This window comes from Prevotella sp. Sow4_E9_plate (assembly GCF_052116205.1).
GTDB lineage: Bacteria > Bacteroidota > Bacteroidia > Bacteroidales > Bacteroidaceae > Prevotella.
Window position 1 is genome coordinate 73,414 of the sequence record NZ_JBQKLN010000003.1, and the last position, 15,983, is coordinate 89,396.

11 protein-coding genes and 1 pseudogene are annotated in these 15,983 nt (G+C 49.0%); 6 read left to right on the forward strand and 6 right to left on the reverse strand.

The features are described from left to right. From ACTQ53_RS02030 to ACTQ53_RS02045, 4 genes are all read left to right on the forward strand, one after another. The gene (locus ACTQ53_RS02030; protein ID WP_441931838.1) at nucleotides 1–1,587 is read left to right on the forward strand and encodes a peptide chain release factor 3; all 1,587 of its coding nucleotides are present in this window, start codon (nucleotides 1–3) and stop codon (nucleotides 1,585–1,587) included. Nucleotides 1,588–1,681: 94 nt separating this feature from the next. Beyond that, nucleotides 1,682–3,487, forward strand: coding sequence for a chloride channel protein (locus ACTQ53_RS02035; protein WP_294969133.1), 1,806 nt, complete (start codon nucleotides 1,682–1,684; stop codon nucleotides 3,485–3,487). Between the two features lie 107 nt (nucleotides 3,488–3,594). After that, entirely contained in the window at nucleotides 3,595–4,677 is a 1,083-nt protein-coding gene (gene fmt, locus ACTQ53_RS02040; RefSeq protein WP_441931839.1) for a methionyl-tRNA formyltransferase, read from the forward strand. A gap of 82 nt (nucleotides 4,678–4,759) precedes the next feature. Beyond that, nucleotides 4,760–5,332, forward strand: coding sequence for an L-threonylcarbamoyladenylate synthase (locus ACTQ53_RS02045; protein ID WP_294969127.1), 573 nt, complete (start codon nucleotides 4,760–4,762; stop codon nucleotides 5,330–5,332). 480 nt (nucleotides 5,333–5,812) lie between these two features. On the opposite strand, the gene ACTQ53_RS02050 is transcribed toward ACTQ53_RS02045, so the two are convergent. Both ACTQ53_RS02050 and ACTQ53_RS02055 read right to left on the reverse strand, forming a co-directional pair. After that, on the reverse strand, nucleotides 5,813–7,792 hold the full coding sequence (locus ACTQ53_RS02050) for an OPT family oligopeptide transporter (protein ID WP_441931840.1): 1,980 nt from the start codon (nucleotides 7,790–7,792) through the stop codon (nucleotides 5,813–5,815). Beyond that, nucleotides 7,792–8,661, reverse strand: coding sequence for an aldose 1-epimerase family protein (locus tag ACTQ53_RS02055; protein ID WP_441931841.1), 870 nt, complete (start codon nucleotides 8,659–8,661; stop codon nucleotides 7,792–7,794). The genes ACTQ53_RS02050 and ACTQ53_RS02055 overlap by 1 nt, the downstream gene beginning before the upstream one ends. A gap of 253 nt (nucleotides 8,662–8,914) precedes the next feature. Between ACTQ53_RS02055 and ACTQ53_RS02060 the strand changes: the two genes are divergently transcribed. After that, the gene (locus ACTQ53_RS02060) at nucleotides 8,915–9,793 is read left to right on the forward strand and encodes an EamA family transporter (protein WP_294969118.1); all 879 of its coding nucleotides are present in this window, start codon (nucleotides 8,915–8,917) and stop codon (nucleotides 9,791–9,793) included. 111 nt (nucleotides 9,794–9,904) lie between these two features. Here the strand turns inward: ACTQ53_RS02060 and ACTQ53_RS02065 are convergent, their stop codons facing one another. From ACTQ53_RS02065 to ACTQ53_RS02075, 3 genes are all read right to left on the reverse strand, one after another. Then, nucleotides 9,905–10,816: a LysR family transcriptional regulator gene (locus ACTQ53_RS02065; protein WP_294969115.1), complete on the reverse strand. Its 912-nt coding sequence runs from the start codon at nucleotides 10,814–10,816 to the stop codon at nucleotides 9,905–9,907. Between the two features lie 135 nt (nucleotides 10,817–10,951). Beyond that, on the reverse strand, nucleotides 10,952–12,412 hold the full coding sequence (locus ACTQ53_RS02070; RefSeq protein WP_295345837.1) for a threonine/serine exporter family protein: 1,461 nt from the start codon (nucleotides 12,410–12,412) through the stop codon (nucleotides 10,952–10,954). A 9-nt stretch (nucleotides 12,413–12,421) separates the two neighbouring features. Beyond that, nucleotides 12,422–14,110, reverse strand: coding sequence for a putative transporter (locus tag ACTQ53_RS02075; protein WP_441931842.1), 1,689 nt, complete (start codon nucleotides 14,108–14,110; stop codon nucleotides 12,422–12,424). 347 nt (nucleotides 14,111–14,457) lie between these two features. On the opposite strand from ACTQ53_RS02075, the gene mnmA reads away from it, so the two are divergent. Then, nucleotides 14,458–15,594, forward strand: coding sequence for a tRNA 2-thiouridine(34) synthase MnmA (mnmA, locus tag ACTQ53_RS02080; RefSeq protein WP_441931844.1), 1,137 nt, complete (start codon nucleotides 14,458–14,460; stop codon nucleotides 15,592–15,594). Between the two features lie 92 nt (nucleotides 15,595–15,686). Here the strand turns inward: mnmA and ACTQ53_RS02085 are convergent. After that, a pseudogene (locus tag ACTQ53_RS02085) lies at nucleotides 15,687–15,854 on the reverse strand (L-fucose:H+ symporter permease); the annotation flags it as partial. Nucleotides 15,855–15,983 lie beyond the last annotated feature (129 nt).

A 15,983-nucleotide genomic window follows, 5' to 3' on the forward strand; every position in this document is an offset into this window, starting at 1 on the left:
ATGAAAGAGATTGAAAGAAGAAGAACATTTGCCATCATTTCGCACCCTGATGCCGGTAAGACAACTTTGACCGAGAAGTTCCTGCTCTTCGGTGGACAGATTCAGGTGGCTGGTGCCGTTAAAAATAATAAGATTCGTAAGACTGCTACTTCCGACTGGATGGATATCGAGAAACAGCGTGGTATCTCTGTTTCTACTTCCGTCATGGAGTTTGATTATCTTCCTGATGGACAGACCGGTGATCCTTACAAGGTGAATATCCTCGATACTCCGGGTCACCAGGACTTCTGTGAGGATACTTATCGCACGCTTACTGCAGTAGATTCAGCCATCATCGTGGTAGACTCTGCCAAGGGTGTGGAGGCTCAGACCCGCAAGCTGATGGAAGTGTGCCGTATGCGCAATACTCCTGTTATCATCTTCATCAACAAGATGGACCGTGAAGGTCGCGACCCATTCGATGTGCTCGATGAGCTGGAGGAGGAATTGAAGATTCATGTACGCCCATTGTCTTGGCCTATCGGTCAGGGCGTCCGCTTCAAGGGTGTTTACAATATCTATGAGCATCAGCTCAACCTTTTTACACCTAATAAGCAGCGTGTTACAGAAAAGGTTGAGGTGGATATTCAGTCTCAGGAACTCGATGAGCGAGTAGGCGAGCGCGAGGCTAGCCAGTTGCGCGAGGAGCTGGAACTGGTAGATGGCGTTTACCCTGAGTTTGATGTGGAAACCTATCGCTCTGCCGAGGTTGCTCCGGTATTCTTCGGTTCAGCGTTGAATAACTTCGGTGTGCAGGAACTTCTGGACTGCTTCGTTCAGATTGCCCCATCTCCAAAACCAACCCAGGCAGAGGAGCGCCTGGTAGAGCCTGAGGAGCCTAAGTTCACCGGTTTCATCTTCAAGATTACCGCCAATATCGACCCTAACCACCGTTCCTGCATCGCCTTCTGCAAGATATGCTCAGGTAAGTTCGTGCGCAATCAGCCTTATTACCACGTGCGTCTCGACAAGACCGTGCGCTTTTCTTCGCCAACCCAGTTCATGGCGCAGCGCAAGAGTACCATCGACGAGGCATATCCTGGCGACATCGTAGGTTTGCCGGACAACGGCATCTTCAAGATTGGCGATACCCTTACCGAGGGCGAGAAGATTCACTTCCGTGGATTGCCATCGTTCTCACCACTTCTCTTCAAGTATATCGAGAATGATGACCCAATGAAGAGCAAGCAGTTCCAGAAGGGATTGGAGCAGCTCATGAACGAGGGTGTGGCTCAGTTGTTTGTCAACCAGTTCAACGGTCGCCGCATCGTGGGTACCGTGGGTCAGCTTCAGTTTGAGGTTATCCAGTATCGCTTGGAGAACGAGTACAATGCCAAGTGCCGCTGGGAGCCTGTTCACCTGCATAAGGCATGCTGGATTGAGGCAGACGACGAGAAGGAACTGGAGAACTTCAAGAAGCGCAAGTATCAGTATATGGCAAAGGATATCGAGGGCCGCGATGTGTTCCTCGCTGATTCTGGCTACGTATTGAGTATGGCTCAGCAGGACTTTGAACATATCAAGTTCCACTTTACATCGGAATTTTAGTACATTGAACATTGAACTTGTAACATTGAACTTTCTGATATGCTGTCTTGGTAATCATAAAGTTCAAAGTTCAAAGATTAAAGTTAAAAGTTAAATGGATGAAGAGTTAACAGGATACAAACAGGGCTGGATGGCGAAGCTGGTTGCCTGGCAGAAGGAGCATATCTCCGACAGGCAGATGACCTTGATTCTCGCCTTCCTCATTGGTCTGCTCGCTTCGGTGGCAGGCTTCTTCTTGCATGCCATCGTGCATGAGATACAGTTTTTGCTCACTTCGGGGTTCGAGCAGGGCACTTACAATCTGCTCTTCCTGCTGTTCCCTATCGTGGGTATCTATCTCACATCGCTATTTATCAAATATGTGGTGCGCGATAATATTTCGCATGGTATTACAAGAGTGCTTTATGCCATCTCTACCAAGAATTCCCGACTCAAGGGACATAATTGCTGGTCGTCAGTGGTAGCATCCGGTATCACCATCGGTTTCGGTGGTTCCGTAGGAGCCGAGGCACCTATTGTGCTCACCGGTTCAGCCATCGGTTCCAATCTGGGCCAGATATTCCGGATGGACAAGAAGACGATGATGCTTCTGGTGGGATGTGGAGCCAGCGCCGCCATTGCCGGCGTGTTCAAGGCGCCGATAGCCGGACTGGTGTTCACGCTTGAGGTGCTGATGGTTGATTTGAGCATGGCATCGCTCCTGCCAATCCTGATTTCGTGCGTTACGGCTACCTGTTTCACCTATATCTTCAGTGGTGACAGCTCGCTGTTCGACTTTACGCTGACTAACCCCTGGGAGCTCGACCGCACTCCGGCATGTATTCTGCTGGGTGTTTTCTGCGGACTGGTGAGTCTCTATTTCATGCGCACCATGTCAATCTGCGAGGGATTCTTCGGCAAGCTGAGCCAGTATCCATACGCCAAACTGCTGTTTGGTGGACTCATCCTCAGCACGCTCATCTTCTTCTTCCCATCGCTCTATGGCGAGGGCTATTCGGCAGTGAATATCCTGCTCAAGGGCAGCAACGAGGCAGAGTGGGGGCAGGTGATGAACCGTTCGCTGTTCTCTGGTCAGGACAATCTGCTCATCTTCTATATAGCTCTGGTCACCTTTACCAAGGTATTTGCCACTTCGGCAACCAATGGTAGTGGCGGTTGCGGTGGAACCTTTGCCCCTTCGCTCTTTATCGGCGGATTTGCGGGCTTCCTCTTTGCCCGCCTGTGGAATGTCTATCAGGTAGGCGTTCATGTGCCTGAGCAGAACTTTGCGCTGATGGGTATGGCTGGTCTGATTACGGGCGTGATGCATGCTCCGTTGACGGGCATCTTCCTCATCGCCGAACTCACGGGCGGCTATCAGCTCTTCATGCCGCTGATGATCGTGTGCATCTCTTCCTTGCTCACCATCAGCATCTTCGAGAGTCATAGCATCTACGCCCTGCGACTGGCTAGGGAGGGCAAGCTGCTTACTCACCACGTAGACCGTTCTGCGCTTACGCTGATGAGCATGCAGAGCATGGTTGAGAAGGATTACCACGCCATCAGTCCAGATCTGCCGATGAGCAAGCTGGTGAGCGAGATTTCGAGAAGCAACAACAACTTCCTGCCTGTATTGAACGATGCGGGGGTATTGGAAGGTGTAATTGATATCACCCGCCTCCGTCATATCATCTTCCGCACGGAACTGTATAATCACTTTAAGGTAAGTCAGCTGATGATTCAGCCTTCTGCCACCCTGAGCGAGAATGAGCCTATGGACGAGGTGATGGCCAAGTTCGACAAGACCGATGCTGCCCAGCTGCCAGTGGTAGATGTGAACGGCATACTGAAGGGATATATCAGTAGAACCAAGATTTACGAGGTATATCGCCAGATAGTTGCGGATATGTCGGCAGAATAGGGTAAGTAGTGAAGAGTGAAGAACGAAGAGTGAAGAAACAATGTTCGGCGGACGAGGGGAAAGCTAATTCGTCGGCTTTGCTGGTTTAAACTTCAATTATTATTTTTATGGAGAAGAAAGATTTAAGAATCGTTTTCATGGGAACCCCGGAGTTTGCGGTGGAATCCCTCAAGCGCCTGGTAGAGGGTGGTTATAATGTAGTGGCTGTGGTTACTCAGCCAGACAAGCCTGTGGGCAGACATCAGGATACGTTGCAGCCTTCGCAGGTGAAGCAGTATGCTGTAGAGCACGGTTTGCCGGTATTGCAGCCAGTGAAGATGAAGGACCCTGAATTTGTAGAGCAGCTTCGCTCTTATCAGGCTGACCTGCAGGTGGTAGTGGCTTTCCGCATGTTGCCTGAGGTGGTTTGGGCGATGCCTAAGTTCGGCACCTTCAATGTTCATGCTGCACTCCTGCCACAGTATCGTGGAGCTGCCCCAATCAACTGGGCAGTCATCAATGGCGAGAAGGAGACGGGAGTTACTACTTTCTTCCTCGACCATGATATCGATACCGGTCGCATCATCATGCAGAAGCGTTTCCCTATTCCTGAGAGTGCAGATGTGGAATATGTCTATGACGGACTGATGCACTTGGGAGCCGATTTGGCGCTTGAAACCATCGATGCGCTCATCGCAGCTGGTGGCAATATCGAATCCATGCCTCAGGAGAAGCTGATAGGCGAGGGTGTGGAACTGAAGTCTGCACCAAAGATTTTCAAGGAGACCTGCCGTATCGACTTCCACAAGCCAGCCAAGCAGGTATATGATTTTGTCCGTGGTCTCTCGCCTTATCCAGGTTCTTGGACCGAAATCAAGAAGAAGGCGCCTGTTGTCATCTTTGATGATGCTGATGGCGAAATGCCGGAGGCAACCGCTCATCCTGCTCAGCAGAAGAGTGCAGCCAAGATTCAGGTGCTCAAGATTTTCAAGACGAGTCTCACAGAGTTTTCTCGTGGTGTAGCCCCTGTAGGTTCCTTGCGTGTATTCGAGAAGAAGTTGCAGGTGGCATGTCTCGACCATTGGCTCAATATCGAGGAACTCCAGCTTTCGGGCAAAAAGCGCATGGATGCCGCTGCATTCCTCAATGGCATGAAGGATATCGCCTATTATGAGTGCCAGAAGGCTCAGGAGACAGGAGAGGAGTGGTAAAGCTCTCTAGAGAGTTAACACCCTTCGCAGGGTAATCATAAAGTTCCAAGTTCCAAGTTCAAAGTTAAAAGTTCAAAGTAATATGACACAAGAAGAAGATATTAAGAAGGCAGTGGAGTGTATGCGCAAGGGTGGTGTGATACTCTATCCTACAGATACCGTCTGGGGCATTGGTTGCGATGCTACCAATCCAGAGGCAGTAAAGAAAGTGTATGAGATCAAGAAGCGTGATGATTCCAAGGCGCTGATTTGTCTCATTGATTCAGCCGACCGCATGGCGCGTTATTTCCGTAATGTTCCTCAGGTGGCTTGGGATTTCATCGATGCAGCCATGCCGGTGAAGCCTACTACCATCATCCTGGATGATGCCACAGGCGTTGCCAGTAATCTTGTTGCAGAGGATGGTTCGCTGGCTATGCGCGTCACCTATGAGGCATTCAGCAAGCAGCTCTGTTACCGTTTCCAGAAGCCAATCGTCAGCACCAGTGCCAATGTGAGTGGTGAGCCTGCTGCCCAGAATTATCGCGATATCTCTCCTGAGATTCTCGAGGCTGTAGATTATGTCTGCTGGACCCGTCGTCAGGAGCACAAACCTCATCAGCCATCCAGCATTGTAAAGATTGGCAAGAACGGTGAGGTTAAGGTAATCAGATAATAATCTTTTCAGATATCTGTCAGAAGGGGATGTTCTTCACGAATGTTCCCTCTTTTTATGCCCTTTTCTTGCCCCTGTCTTCTTCTTGTATTATGCCTTCTCCTTTGTCCTGCCGTCTTCTTCTAAACCTGGTGCAAAGATATGGCTTTTTTTTGAAACCGCCAAATTTGGTGTGCCGTTTTGGGGGTGTTTTTAGCAAAATCCCAAAAAAACAAATGTTAACGAAACTAACTCATCGTTTTGTTGATAAGAAAGCATAGAGTTAGCGTTAGAAAAGTATAGAGTTCTATTCTAAACATAGTTGGTTTACTGACACTGACACTGACAGTTCGATTTTCCGCTAGTAACTCTTTAAAGGTAAAAGGATGTTAAATTATATTTTATATTTATATATATATTATATATATAAATATAACTTTTCTTCTTACTCTTTTCTACCTTCGGAATTTTAAACTGTCAGTGTCAGTGTCAGTAAAAAGGTTATTTCTTTGTGGCTCTGATGAAGAAGCCAATCAGACAGATGTAGGCGATGAGCGAGCAAACCTCTGACATTGGGTTAACCCACCAGCTGTCAGCGATGCTAGCCTCAATGCCACCAAACTTCAACAGGGCGCTTACAACACCCATCAAGGCTCCACCGGCAATGAAACCGCTGGCGATGAGCGTACCCTTTTCGCCACGCTCAGCATTCACCTTGGCATCCTTGCTGCGGGATGTGACATACCAGTTGATGGCACCACCTACCAGCAGCGGAACGTTCAATTCCAATGGAATAAACATACCCAGGGCAAAAGCCAATGCTGGAATCTTGAAGTATGTGAGCACGATGGCAATCACAGCTCCGATGGCGTAGAGCACCCATGGTGCACCCACACCGTTCATCAATGGGTCGATGACGGCAGCCATCGCATTAGCCTGAGGAGCTGCGAGAGAGCCCGATGCGAAACCGTAGGTCTCGTTCAGAAGCATCATCACACCGCCCACGGTAGCAGCACTCACCAGGGTGCCGAGGAACTTCCATCCCTCCTGCTTCTTAGGCGTAGTACCCAGCCAGTAACCTATCTTCAAGTCGGTAATGAATGAGCCTGCTACAGACAGGGCTGTGCAAACCACACCACCCATAATCAATGCAGCCAGCATGCCGCCAGGGCCCTTCAAACCTACTGCCACCATCACTACGGAAGCGAAGATGAGCGTCATCAGAGTCATACCCGAAACAGGATTGGAACCCACGATGGCGATGGCATTGGCAGCCACTGTAGTAAAGAGGAAGGCGATGACAGCCACGAGCAGGATGGCGATAATGGCGAAGAGCAGATTGCCCTCCATCACGCCAAACCAGAAGAAGAGGAAGGTGACGAGGATGGTTACGAGCGAACCGATGGCAATAATCTTGAAAGAGATATCGCGCTGGGTGCGCTTCACGTTTTCATCTACCTCGCTCTTGCCCTTCAGTTCCTTGGCAGCCAGGCCTACGGCGCTCTTGATGATGCCCCAGCTCTTGATGATGCCGATGATACCAGCCATGGCGATACCACCGATACCGATGCTGCGGGCATAGGCACGGAAGATTTCCTCCGGACTCATCGCACCCACGGTCTTCACGATGCTAGGGTCCCATGCGCTGAGTAAACTGTCATGAAAAATGACACTCATTCCTGGAACGATCAACCACCATACCACGAGCGAACCCAGGCAGGTGAAGAAGGCGTATTTCAATCCGATGATGTATCCCAGACCCAATACGGCAGCACCTGTATTCACCTTGAATACGATTTTAGCCTTGTCTGCGAGATCGCATCCCAGGCTTACCACACGGGAGGTGAAATTCTCGTTCCACCAGCCAAGACTAGCCACGATGAAGTCATATAGACCACCTACCAGACCCGCAATGAGCAAAGGCTTAGCCTGATCGCCGCCCTTGGCACCGCTCACCAATACCTGTGTGGTGGCTGTAGCCTCTGGGAACGGATACTTGCCGTGCATATCGCTGACGAAGTATTTTCTGAAAGGAATCAGGAACAGGATTCCCAATACACCTCCCAAAGCTGAAGCCATGAAAATCTTCATAAATGAAGTAGTCATGTCAGGATATTTCGCTTGCAGGATGTAGATGGCTGGCAGGGTAAAGATGGCTCCTGCCACTACTGCACCCGAGCAGGCTCCGATGCTCTGGATGATGACATTCTCGCCGAGTGCCTTGCTTCGCTTGGTGGCGGTGCTTACGCCTACGGCGATGATGGCGATAGGGATGGCTGCTTCAAACACCTGTCCTACCTTCAAGCCCAGATAGGCTGCGGCAGCAGAGAAGATGATTGCCATCACGATACCCCATGTTACCGACCAGCCGTTCACCTCCGGATAAACTTTGTCTGGCGACATCAGCGGCTTATATTCCTCCCCGTCCTTGAGTTCGCGGAATGCGTTTTCGGGGAGCTGCAAATTATCTTTTTCTTCCATTATTTTTCGATTCTGATGATGTATTCACTCATGAAGCTGGCACCTGGCTGCAGGCTGTTCATCATGTACTTATCCTTGAATTCACCGGTATATTCAGCCCAGTCGCAGGTTCCGAACCATGGTTCGATGCAGACGAATGGAGCGTGGTTGCCCGGATTCCATACACCAACGGCAGGGGTCTTGAACTCTACGGTTACGTGTGGTTCGCCCTTCTCGTTGAGCAGGGAAATCTGCTTCACCTGGCTCTTGTCGAAGATGTAGGCATCATCAGCGAACGACTCGTCTGTTACCTCCAGGATACCGTTGTCGGTCTGTACGGTCTCGCGTGCGTTAGGGTCAATGCATCCACCGATGGTAGCGAAGAGGCGGGTAGGAGCCTCGTTGTCGAGCTTCAGGGTAGCCTTCAGCTTTTCGCCCTTCTCGCATCCTGGCACCTTGAATGCAGGGTGACCGCCAATCTGGAAGTAGATTACCTTGTCGTCGGTGTTCTCAACATGCCAGATAACGTGGAGTTCGTTGCCGGCAAGGCGATATGAAACAGCGAGATTGAAGTGGAAAGGATAGTTCTTGAAGGTCTCCTCGTTGTCAATGAATGCGAAGGTAAGGCGGTCGCCGGTCTTGCCAACGAGCTTGAAGTCAACGAGCTTTCCGAAGCCGTGGCGAGGCTGTGTATACTCCTTGTCGTCGATGCGGTAGGTATCCTTCCACAATCCACCTACGATAGGGAAGAGGAGAGGAGAGTGGCGTCCCCAGTATTCTGGGTCACCATCCCAGAGATATTCGTTACCATTTGCATCCTTGATGCTCTGAAGTTCTGCACCGAGAGAAGAAATCTCAACAGTGAGCTGATCGTTTTTAATTTGTTCCATAGTTACAAACGTTTATTGTTTAGTTAATATTATTGAGTCGACTTATTTTGTACAAAAGATATTGCAAAGGTACTATTTATTTTCGTAAAGTGCAAGAATCGGGCATTTTTTCTCGATTGTAACAAGATATTTATGCGATTTTATTAGCTTATTTCGATTTTTTGCAGTACTTTTGCAGCCCGAAACGAGTAGATATTTATAAAAATATTAATAAGGGATAAGAAAAACTTGGTAAAAAAGCGTTTTAATTCAAATGACAAGCAGTAATAAAGTGAAAGGCTTTGCGGCGGGAGTTGTTGCCGCCGTGTGTTATGGAACCAATCCATTGGGTACGTTGGAGCTCTATGGTGACGGATTCAATTCCAGTTCGGTGCTCATCTATCGCTATCTCCTGGCGGTATTGATGTTTGCCGTGGTGATGCTGTTCCGAAAGGAGAGCTTTAAGGTAAAATGGGGACACCTGATCCGTCTTGCCACGTTGGGCTGTATGTTCTCCCTCTCATCAGCTACGCTTTATGTCAGTTTCCATTATATGGCGGCAGGTATTGCCAGCACCATCCTCTTCGTCTATCCCATCATGACGGCGATACTGATGACGGTGTTCTTCCATGAGAAGGTGACGTGGACCACCACGCTCGCCATCTTGCTGGCTGTATCGGGTGTAGGCTTGCTCTATCAGGGTGACGGCAACGACAAGTTGAGCACGGCTGGTTTTGCGCTGGTGATGTGTTCTTCCCTGCTTTATGCGCTCTATATCATCTCGGTGAACCAGTGGAAGAATCCGGGCATGTCGAACATCAAGTTCACCTTCTATATCCTGGTATTCGGACTCATCACGATGCTTGTCTATTCGTTCATTGCGGGCGAGAAAATCCAGATGCTTCACACTCCGATGCATTGGATCTATGCTGCTCAGCTAGCGTTGCTGCCAACGGTATTGTCGCTTTTCTTCATGACCATCTCCATCAATCTCATCGGCAGTACGCCAGCTGCCATCATGGGTGCCCTGGAGCCAGTAACGGCAGTCATCATCGGTGTCTGCATCTTTGGCGAGAGCTTCTCCCTGCAGCTAGCCATCGGCATCCTCGCCATCCTGGCTGGTGTAACGATAATTATCGCCAGAAAGAAATAAACTTTTCTTTCGGAATGAATGGTATATATAAAATACGAGGCTGCCTCCGCAATGATGTCGGAGACAGCCTTTTTTTAGATTGAATTATAACCTTTCCCTTTAATTTCTGTTTTATCTTAAGATATCCTTCAGCGCAAAGTTGGCGAGGATACTGGTGCTCTGGCTCAGCATGCGGATAAATTCCTGGGCAGAGTTCTTCATGTAGGCATCCTTCAGGATGTGGATGCAGCCATCCATCTCGTTGTCGGCAGCATCTATCGGAATCGCTCTCATGCCTTTTTCCAGGATGGTGGTTGATTCTGAGAGCACACTGACCAGATTGCTGCGATGCAGGAGGTCGAAGATGATGTTCACATTATTTACTTCTACCATGATCTTGAAATCGAGGTCCTTGCCGTCTATCAGATAGTCGAAGGCGTTGCGAGCCTGCAGACCCTTGCATGGAAGGATGAGGTCGTAGCGTTCCAGTTCTGAGAGCTTGATGGATGAAAGACGCGCCAGGGGATGGTTCTCGTTCACGATTGCCGCCAGACGGTTGCTGAAGATGGCACGGCTGTCTATCGCCTTGTCTGTCTTGAGTGGCTTGAAGGTAAGCGCCAGGTCGAGTTCACGCTTCTTCAAGCCGTCCATCAGCTCCTGCATCGAACGGTACTGGATGTTCAGCTTCACGTGAGGATACGCGTGGAGGAAGGCGATGAGCGTCTCTGCCATGATGTTGCTGAAGGAGTAGGTAACGCCGATGTTCAGTTCGCCGGTGAGCATCTCCTTCAGGTCGTTCATGTGGTCAACGCATGCCATGGTGCAGTTTACCGCATTCTGAGCGTAAGGCAGGAGTTCCTTTCCTGCTTCTGTAAGATAAACCTCATGCGAGTTTCGCTCGAAGAGTGGCAATCCAATCTCCTGCTCCAGATGCGAAATCTGCTGCGAGAGGGTGCTCTGCGTGATGTAGAGCTTGCGCGATGCCTCCGAGAAATTGAGCGTCTCGGCTACCTTCAAGAAGTATTTCAGTTGTCGTATTTCCATTATTTTCCTTTTTTAAGGCTATCGGTTTCAGAGATAGTCGATAGCTTGTTTCCGCTGCAAAGATAATGTATTTATTTCGAAATCCAAGAATTTGGGATAAAAAATATCCCATATTCTCAAATTTCCAATCCTGCATTACTTGATTTCCACTTCGTGCAAATCCACAAACTCGCCATTCTTCTTCTTTCTCTCCACCAGCATATTGAGGAGCTTGCGCTTGCGGTTGTCGGCGATGAAGCGGCGGAAGAAGACGTTTGGAATTGCAACACCCAGGGCGATGCAGATGATGGCGAGCGAAGCCTTGATCAGGTTGTTCATACCCACGGTTACCTCGCCTACCACACCGTGCATGTCGATGAAGGCAAAGAGGGCGCGATACATCAATACTCCAGGTACCATTGGGATCACGCTAGGAATGGTGATGCACTGGTGAGGGGTGTGGAACCAGTGGCGTGCCTTGATGACGATGACGCTGATGAGTGCAGAACCGGCAAGCGAACCGATGCTCAGGCCCATGTCGAGACCGATGTTGCCATTGGATGGACCCAGGTTGACGAAGTTGCGGAAGCAAACGGCGATGATGCCGCCCACAGCCACAACTGGCAACAGGCGTCTAGGAATGCTGAAGATGGTAGAGAAGCCCATGGCTGATACGGCTGCCGCGATGGCGAACTCCCAGTATTCGTGGTGAGGAGTCATCGTAAGATCCTTCACGAAGTTGTCGATGTGGCATACCTGGATGGCGAAGGCGATACCGAACGCCATGGCAAAGATCATCAGCAGCGTGTTGAGTGCGCGCACCATTCCCACCTCTATATATCCGTCGAGCATATCGCTCACAAAGTTTATCAATGGAACTCCCGGCACGATGAAGAGGGCACAAGCCATCAATGGATGCCAAGGGGTATCTGAATGCATGAAGCTTGGAAGAGCGGCTGAGATGGCTGGATTGAGCGACAGGAACGAAGTCAACCAGGCAATCAGCGTTGCAACGAATGCCGAAATACCGATAGCCACATAGTTGTTGCAGCCCTTGGTAGGCAGGAACATTCTCAGACGGAAGCCCAGGATAGCTGCCAGGGAACAGAAGAAGAATGCTGGCCAGTCGCAACCGAACTGGATGCAGAATCCACCGCAGGCGAATCCACCGCCGATGGCTACCTGCCAAGGAGTGAAGCTGCGTGGAGTGGCCTTGATATCGTTCAGGGCCTGCTCATACTGTTCGAGAGAATAGTTCTCCTTGATGGCCTGCCAGGTGAGCTTGCTTACCTGAGAGATAGAGGTAAGGTTGATGCCATGTTTCTCGCAGCGCTGGAACTTGGAGAAGGAATGCTCCTCGTCGCTGTAGTTCACCATCAGCACATTCCAATTGATGTAGAGGTGCATGTAGCGCTCGTCGAGTCCGAGGAAAGCTGCTGCACGCTTCATCGTTCGCATGATGCGTGATGTGTCGGCAGCACTCTCCATAAGGATGCTGCCAGTGCGTAACAACAGGTCGAGTTTTCTTCTCAGTTCTGTTTCTGCTATTTCCTTGCAGTTGTAGTTGTCAATGCCTTTCTCTGCGCAGTCGCAGGTCTTCATGTTTTTTTCTTCCATATATTTTATTTATCCGAATACGAAAATAATAATCTGAATAGTAACGATTCTGAGGAACATGGCAAATGGATAAACATTCGCATAGCCCACAGATGGTGCATCTGCCGAAGTCTGCTCACGGACGTAAGCCAGGGCAGATGGGTTGGTGTTGGCACCTGCCAATACTCCGAGCAATGTGTAATAGTTGATGTGGAACACATATCTTCCGATGATGCCGCCGACGATGATAGGAATCATGGTGATGGCGATACCGTAGAGAATCCAGGTCATTCCGCTTTCTGTGGCTATAGTCTGGATGAACTGTTCGCCTGTTCCGAGACCTACGCAAGCCAGGAAGATGCAGAGACCAATCTCACGGAGCATCAGGTTGGCTGAAATGGTGTTGTAGGTGACGAGGTTGTACTTCGGACCGAAGTAACCTATCAGGATAGCTACTACCAATGGACCACCAGTCAATCCGAGACGCAGGTTCTCGTTGATGCCAGGGATGAAGAATGGAATGTTAGCCACGATACAACCCAGCATGATGCCCAGGAAGATAGGAATCAGATTAGGGTAGTTGAGGCGCTTCATCTGGTTACCCAATACCTTCTCTGTATGCGCGATGGCAAGCTCTGTACCCACTACGGTAACACGGTCGCCCAGCTGCAACTTCAACTGTGGAGTAGCGATCAGGTCTACACCATTACGGTTCACACGGGTGATGTTGGTGCCGAGGCTTGAACGGATTTGAAGCTGGCTGATGCTCTTGCCGTTGATGCCAGGCTTGGTGATGCGGATGCGGCGGGTGATGAGATCCTTGCCGTATTTTTCCTCACTGACCTGTACTTTCTCGCCGAGCAATGCCGTGATAGGCTCTTCTACGGTAGGGTGAGCCACAATCTGAAGGATATCTCCCTCTTCGATGATAGTACGGCCATTCACTACCTCATCGCGCTTGTCGCTGTTCTTGCGGATAATCTTTGAAACCATGAAGTCGCGCTTCAGGATGTCGCGAATCTGCTTGATGCTGTCGCCGAATACCATCTGGTTGGTTACCTGGATAGAGAAGGTGTTGAGGGTCATCGTCTCCAGGTGTCCCATACCGCGCTTGGCTGCAGCTTCCTCTTCGCTCTTGTCAATACGCAGCGCATACCTTAATATAATAAAGGAAAGAATGACGCCCAGTACACCCATAGGATAAGCGATGGCATATCCTGCTGCGATAGAAGGAGCATCGATGTGACGGAGGTCGCTGAAAGCCTGCTGTGCTGCACCGAGTCCAGGGGTGTTGGTAACAGCACCTGAGAGAATACCGGCCATAGAAGTGATGGATGTTCCTGAGAAGGAGAAGATGGCGAGGGTAGTGATGATGCTCAGTGCAATGACGATGATGCTGAGCAGGTTGAGACTCTTGCCGCCATTCTTGAAGGAAGCGAAGAAACCTGGACCCACTTCCAGACCGATGGAATAAACGAAGAGAATCAAGCCAAACTCCTTAAGGAAGTGAAGCAGGTGCTCATCGAGATTGAGAGAGTAATGACCGAAGATGAGGCCGATGAAAAGAATCCATGCCAATCCGAGAGAAACTCCCTTTACTCTCAACTTTCCTAAACTTAAACCCAGGGTAATGACCAATGCCAGGATCATTACTGAGTGGGCTACACCGCCTCCCCACAGATCAGGGAAGCCGTAAAACAGATTTTTTAAGATATCCATGTTCTTATATTATATGATGTTTATTTCTACAATTATTCGTTATTGCTCTTTTGTCATAACTACTTTTTCCGTCTTTGATGCTTGTTATAGTTTTTTACCATACTTGCATCTCTCTGATTTTCGATTGCAAAGGTATAGATAAAATCGAAAGTAGAAAAGCATTGGTGTTGGAATGAGTCGATTTTGGCTATAGGGAATTTCAATAGAAGAAATGGCAAATGGAAACGGAGAATGGTGAAAAATGGTGGACTTTTTGGGGAAATAATGGATTTTTAAGAGGAATTAGGGCATATTTTCCGGAATTTATTGTAACTTTGCCTTCAGTTTTGAATAATAGTGAATAGAAAATGGATAATATATTGACAGATACTCCAAGAGAGAAAGAATTGGAGACCAGAGATGAGCACTTCCTTGCCGAGGTAGAGGACAAGCGGGTGGCTGTGCTGCTTTCGGGTGGCGTGGATAGTTCGGTGGTGGTCTGGGAGTTTGCCCGACTGGGCTTGCATCCTGACTGCTTCTATATCAAGATTGGTCCGGAAGAGAAGGAGGAATGGGACTGTTCCTCTGAGGAAGATCTGGAGATGGCTACTGCCGTGGCTCGAAAGTATGGCTGTAAGCTGGAAGTTGTTGACTGTCATCAGGAATACTGGAACGAGGTGACCCGCTATACCATGGACAAGGTGAAGGCGGGATTCACTCCAAATCCTGATGTGATGTGCAACAGACTCATCAAGTTCGGTGCGTTCGATGAGAAGATGGGGCATCACTATGATCTCATCGCAACCGGCCATTATGCGCAGACTGAAACAGACGAAAATGGCGATAAATGGCTTGTTACGAGTCCTGACCCCGTAAAGGATCAGACCGATTTTCTGGCTCAGATAGAGAGCTGGCAATTGAAAAAAGCGATTTTCCCTATCGGTCATCACATCAAAAACGAAATTCGTGAAATAGCAGAAGAGGAACATCTCATCAATGCCAAGCGCAAAGATAGTCAAGGAATCTGCTTTCTGGGGCAGATTAACTATAATGATTACATCCGCAGATATCTGGGCGAGAACTCTGGCGATGTGATTGAGATGGAGACCGGAAAGCGCATTGGCGAACATAAGGGATTGTGGTTCCATACCATCGGTCAGCGCAAGGGATTGGGCTTTGGTGGCGGTCCTTGGTTCGTCATCAAGAAGGATGTGGAGAACAATATTCTGTATGTAAGTCATGGTTATGACCCTCAGACGGCTTATAAGAAGGATTTCCCATTGCAGGACTTCCATTTCCTTACCAGGGAAGTGGCGATGCAGAAGGTAACCTTCAAGATTCGACATACACCGGAGTATCATCCTGCTACTATCGAAAAACTCGATGATGGCAGATGGATGATTCATTCTGAAGAGGCAATTCATGGTGTAGCTCCTGGCCAATTCTGCGTAGTTTATGATGAAAATCATCATCGCTGCTACGGTTCGGGAGAAATCACCATCTAGGTTTTATGGGTTATAAATCACTTAACATAATTCAAAAAAAGCTGTGTTTATCCGTAGATGAACACAGCTTTTTTTGTTGTTTATTGAAAGAATTAACCCAATAACTTTCCTATGCTACGCAACTTGGTGCGGAATCCGTAGATGGCAATCACCACGAAACAGATGAATGGGAGGATGAACGATACGTTGGTGGATGGCATTCCGAATACGGTATGCATGTCGATGATGGATGCCTGCAAAGGTGGCAGGACACCGCCGCCACGGAAGTAGTCACGGTTAGCTGGATACCAGGTAGTTGCCTTCAAAGATAGTGATAAAAAACATCATTGTTATGGTCGTTACATTTTTTTGTGTTTATTTGTTTTTATTTTCATAAAAGAAAAACGTGT

Coding starts and splice junctions, on each gene's coding strand:
- ACTQ53_RS02035 (WP_294969133.1), top strand. CDS start 1,682: ATGGATGAAGAGTTAACAGGATACAAACAGGGCTGGATGGCGAAGCTG.
- ACTQ53_RS02050 (WP_441931840.1), bottom strand. CDS start 7,792: ATGGAAGAAAAAGATAATTTGCAGCTCCCCGAAAACGCATTCCGCGAA.
- ACTQ53_RS02065 (WP_294969115.1), bottom strand. CDS start 10,816: ATGGAAATACGACAACTGAAATACTTCTTGAAGGTAGCCGAGACGCTC.
- ACTQ53_RS02070 (WP_295345837.1), bottom strand. CDS start 12,412: ATGGAAGAAAAAAACATGAAGACCTGCGACTGCGCAGAGAAAGGCATT.
- ACTQ53_RS02060 (WP_294969118.1), top strand. CDS start 8,915: ATGACAAGCAGTAATAAAGTGAAAGGCTTTGCGGCGGGAGTTGTTGCC.
- fmt (WP_441931839.1), top strand. CDS start 3,595: ATGGAGAAGAAAGATTTAAGAATCGTTTTCATGGGAACCCCGGAGTTT.
- ACTQ53_RS02030 (WP_441931838.1), top strand. CDS start 1: ATGAAAGAGATTGAAAGAAGAAGAACATTTGCCATCATTTCGCACCCT.
- ACTQ53_RS02075 (WP_441931842.1), bottom strand. CDS start 14,110: ATGGATATCTTAAAAAATCTGTTTTACGGCTTCCCTGATCTGTGGGGA.
- ACTQ53_RS02045 (WP_294969127.1), top strand. CDS start 4,760: ATGACACAAGAAGAAGATATTAAGAAGGCAGTGGAGTGTATGCGCAAG.
- ACTQ53_RS02055 (WP_441931841.1), bottom strand. CDS start 8,661: ATGGAACAAATTAAAAACGATCAGCTCACTGTTGAGATTTCTTCTCTC.
- mnmA (WP_441931844.1), top strand. CDS start 14,458: ATGGATAATATATTGACAGATACTCCAAGAGAGAAAGAATTGGAGACC.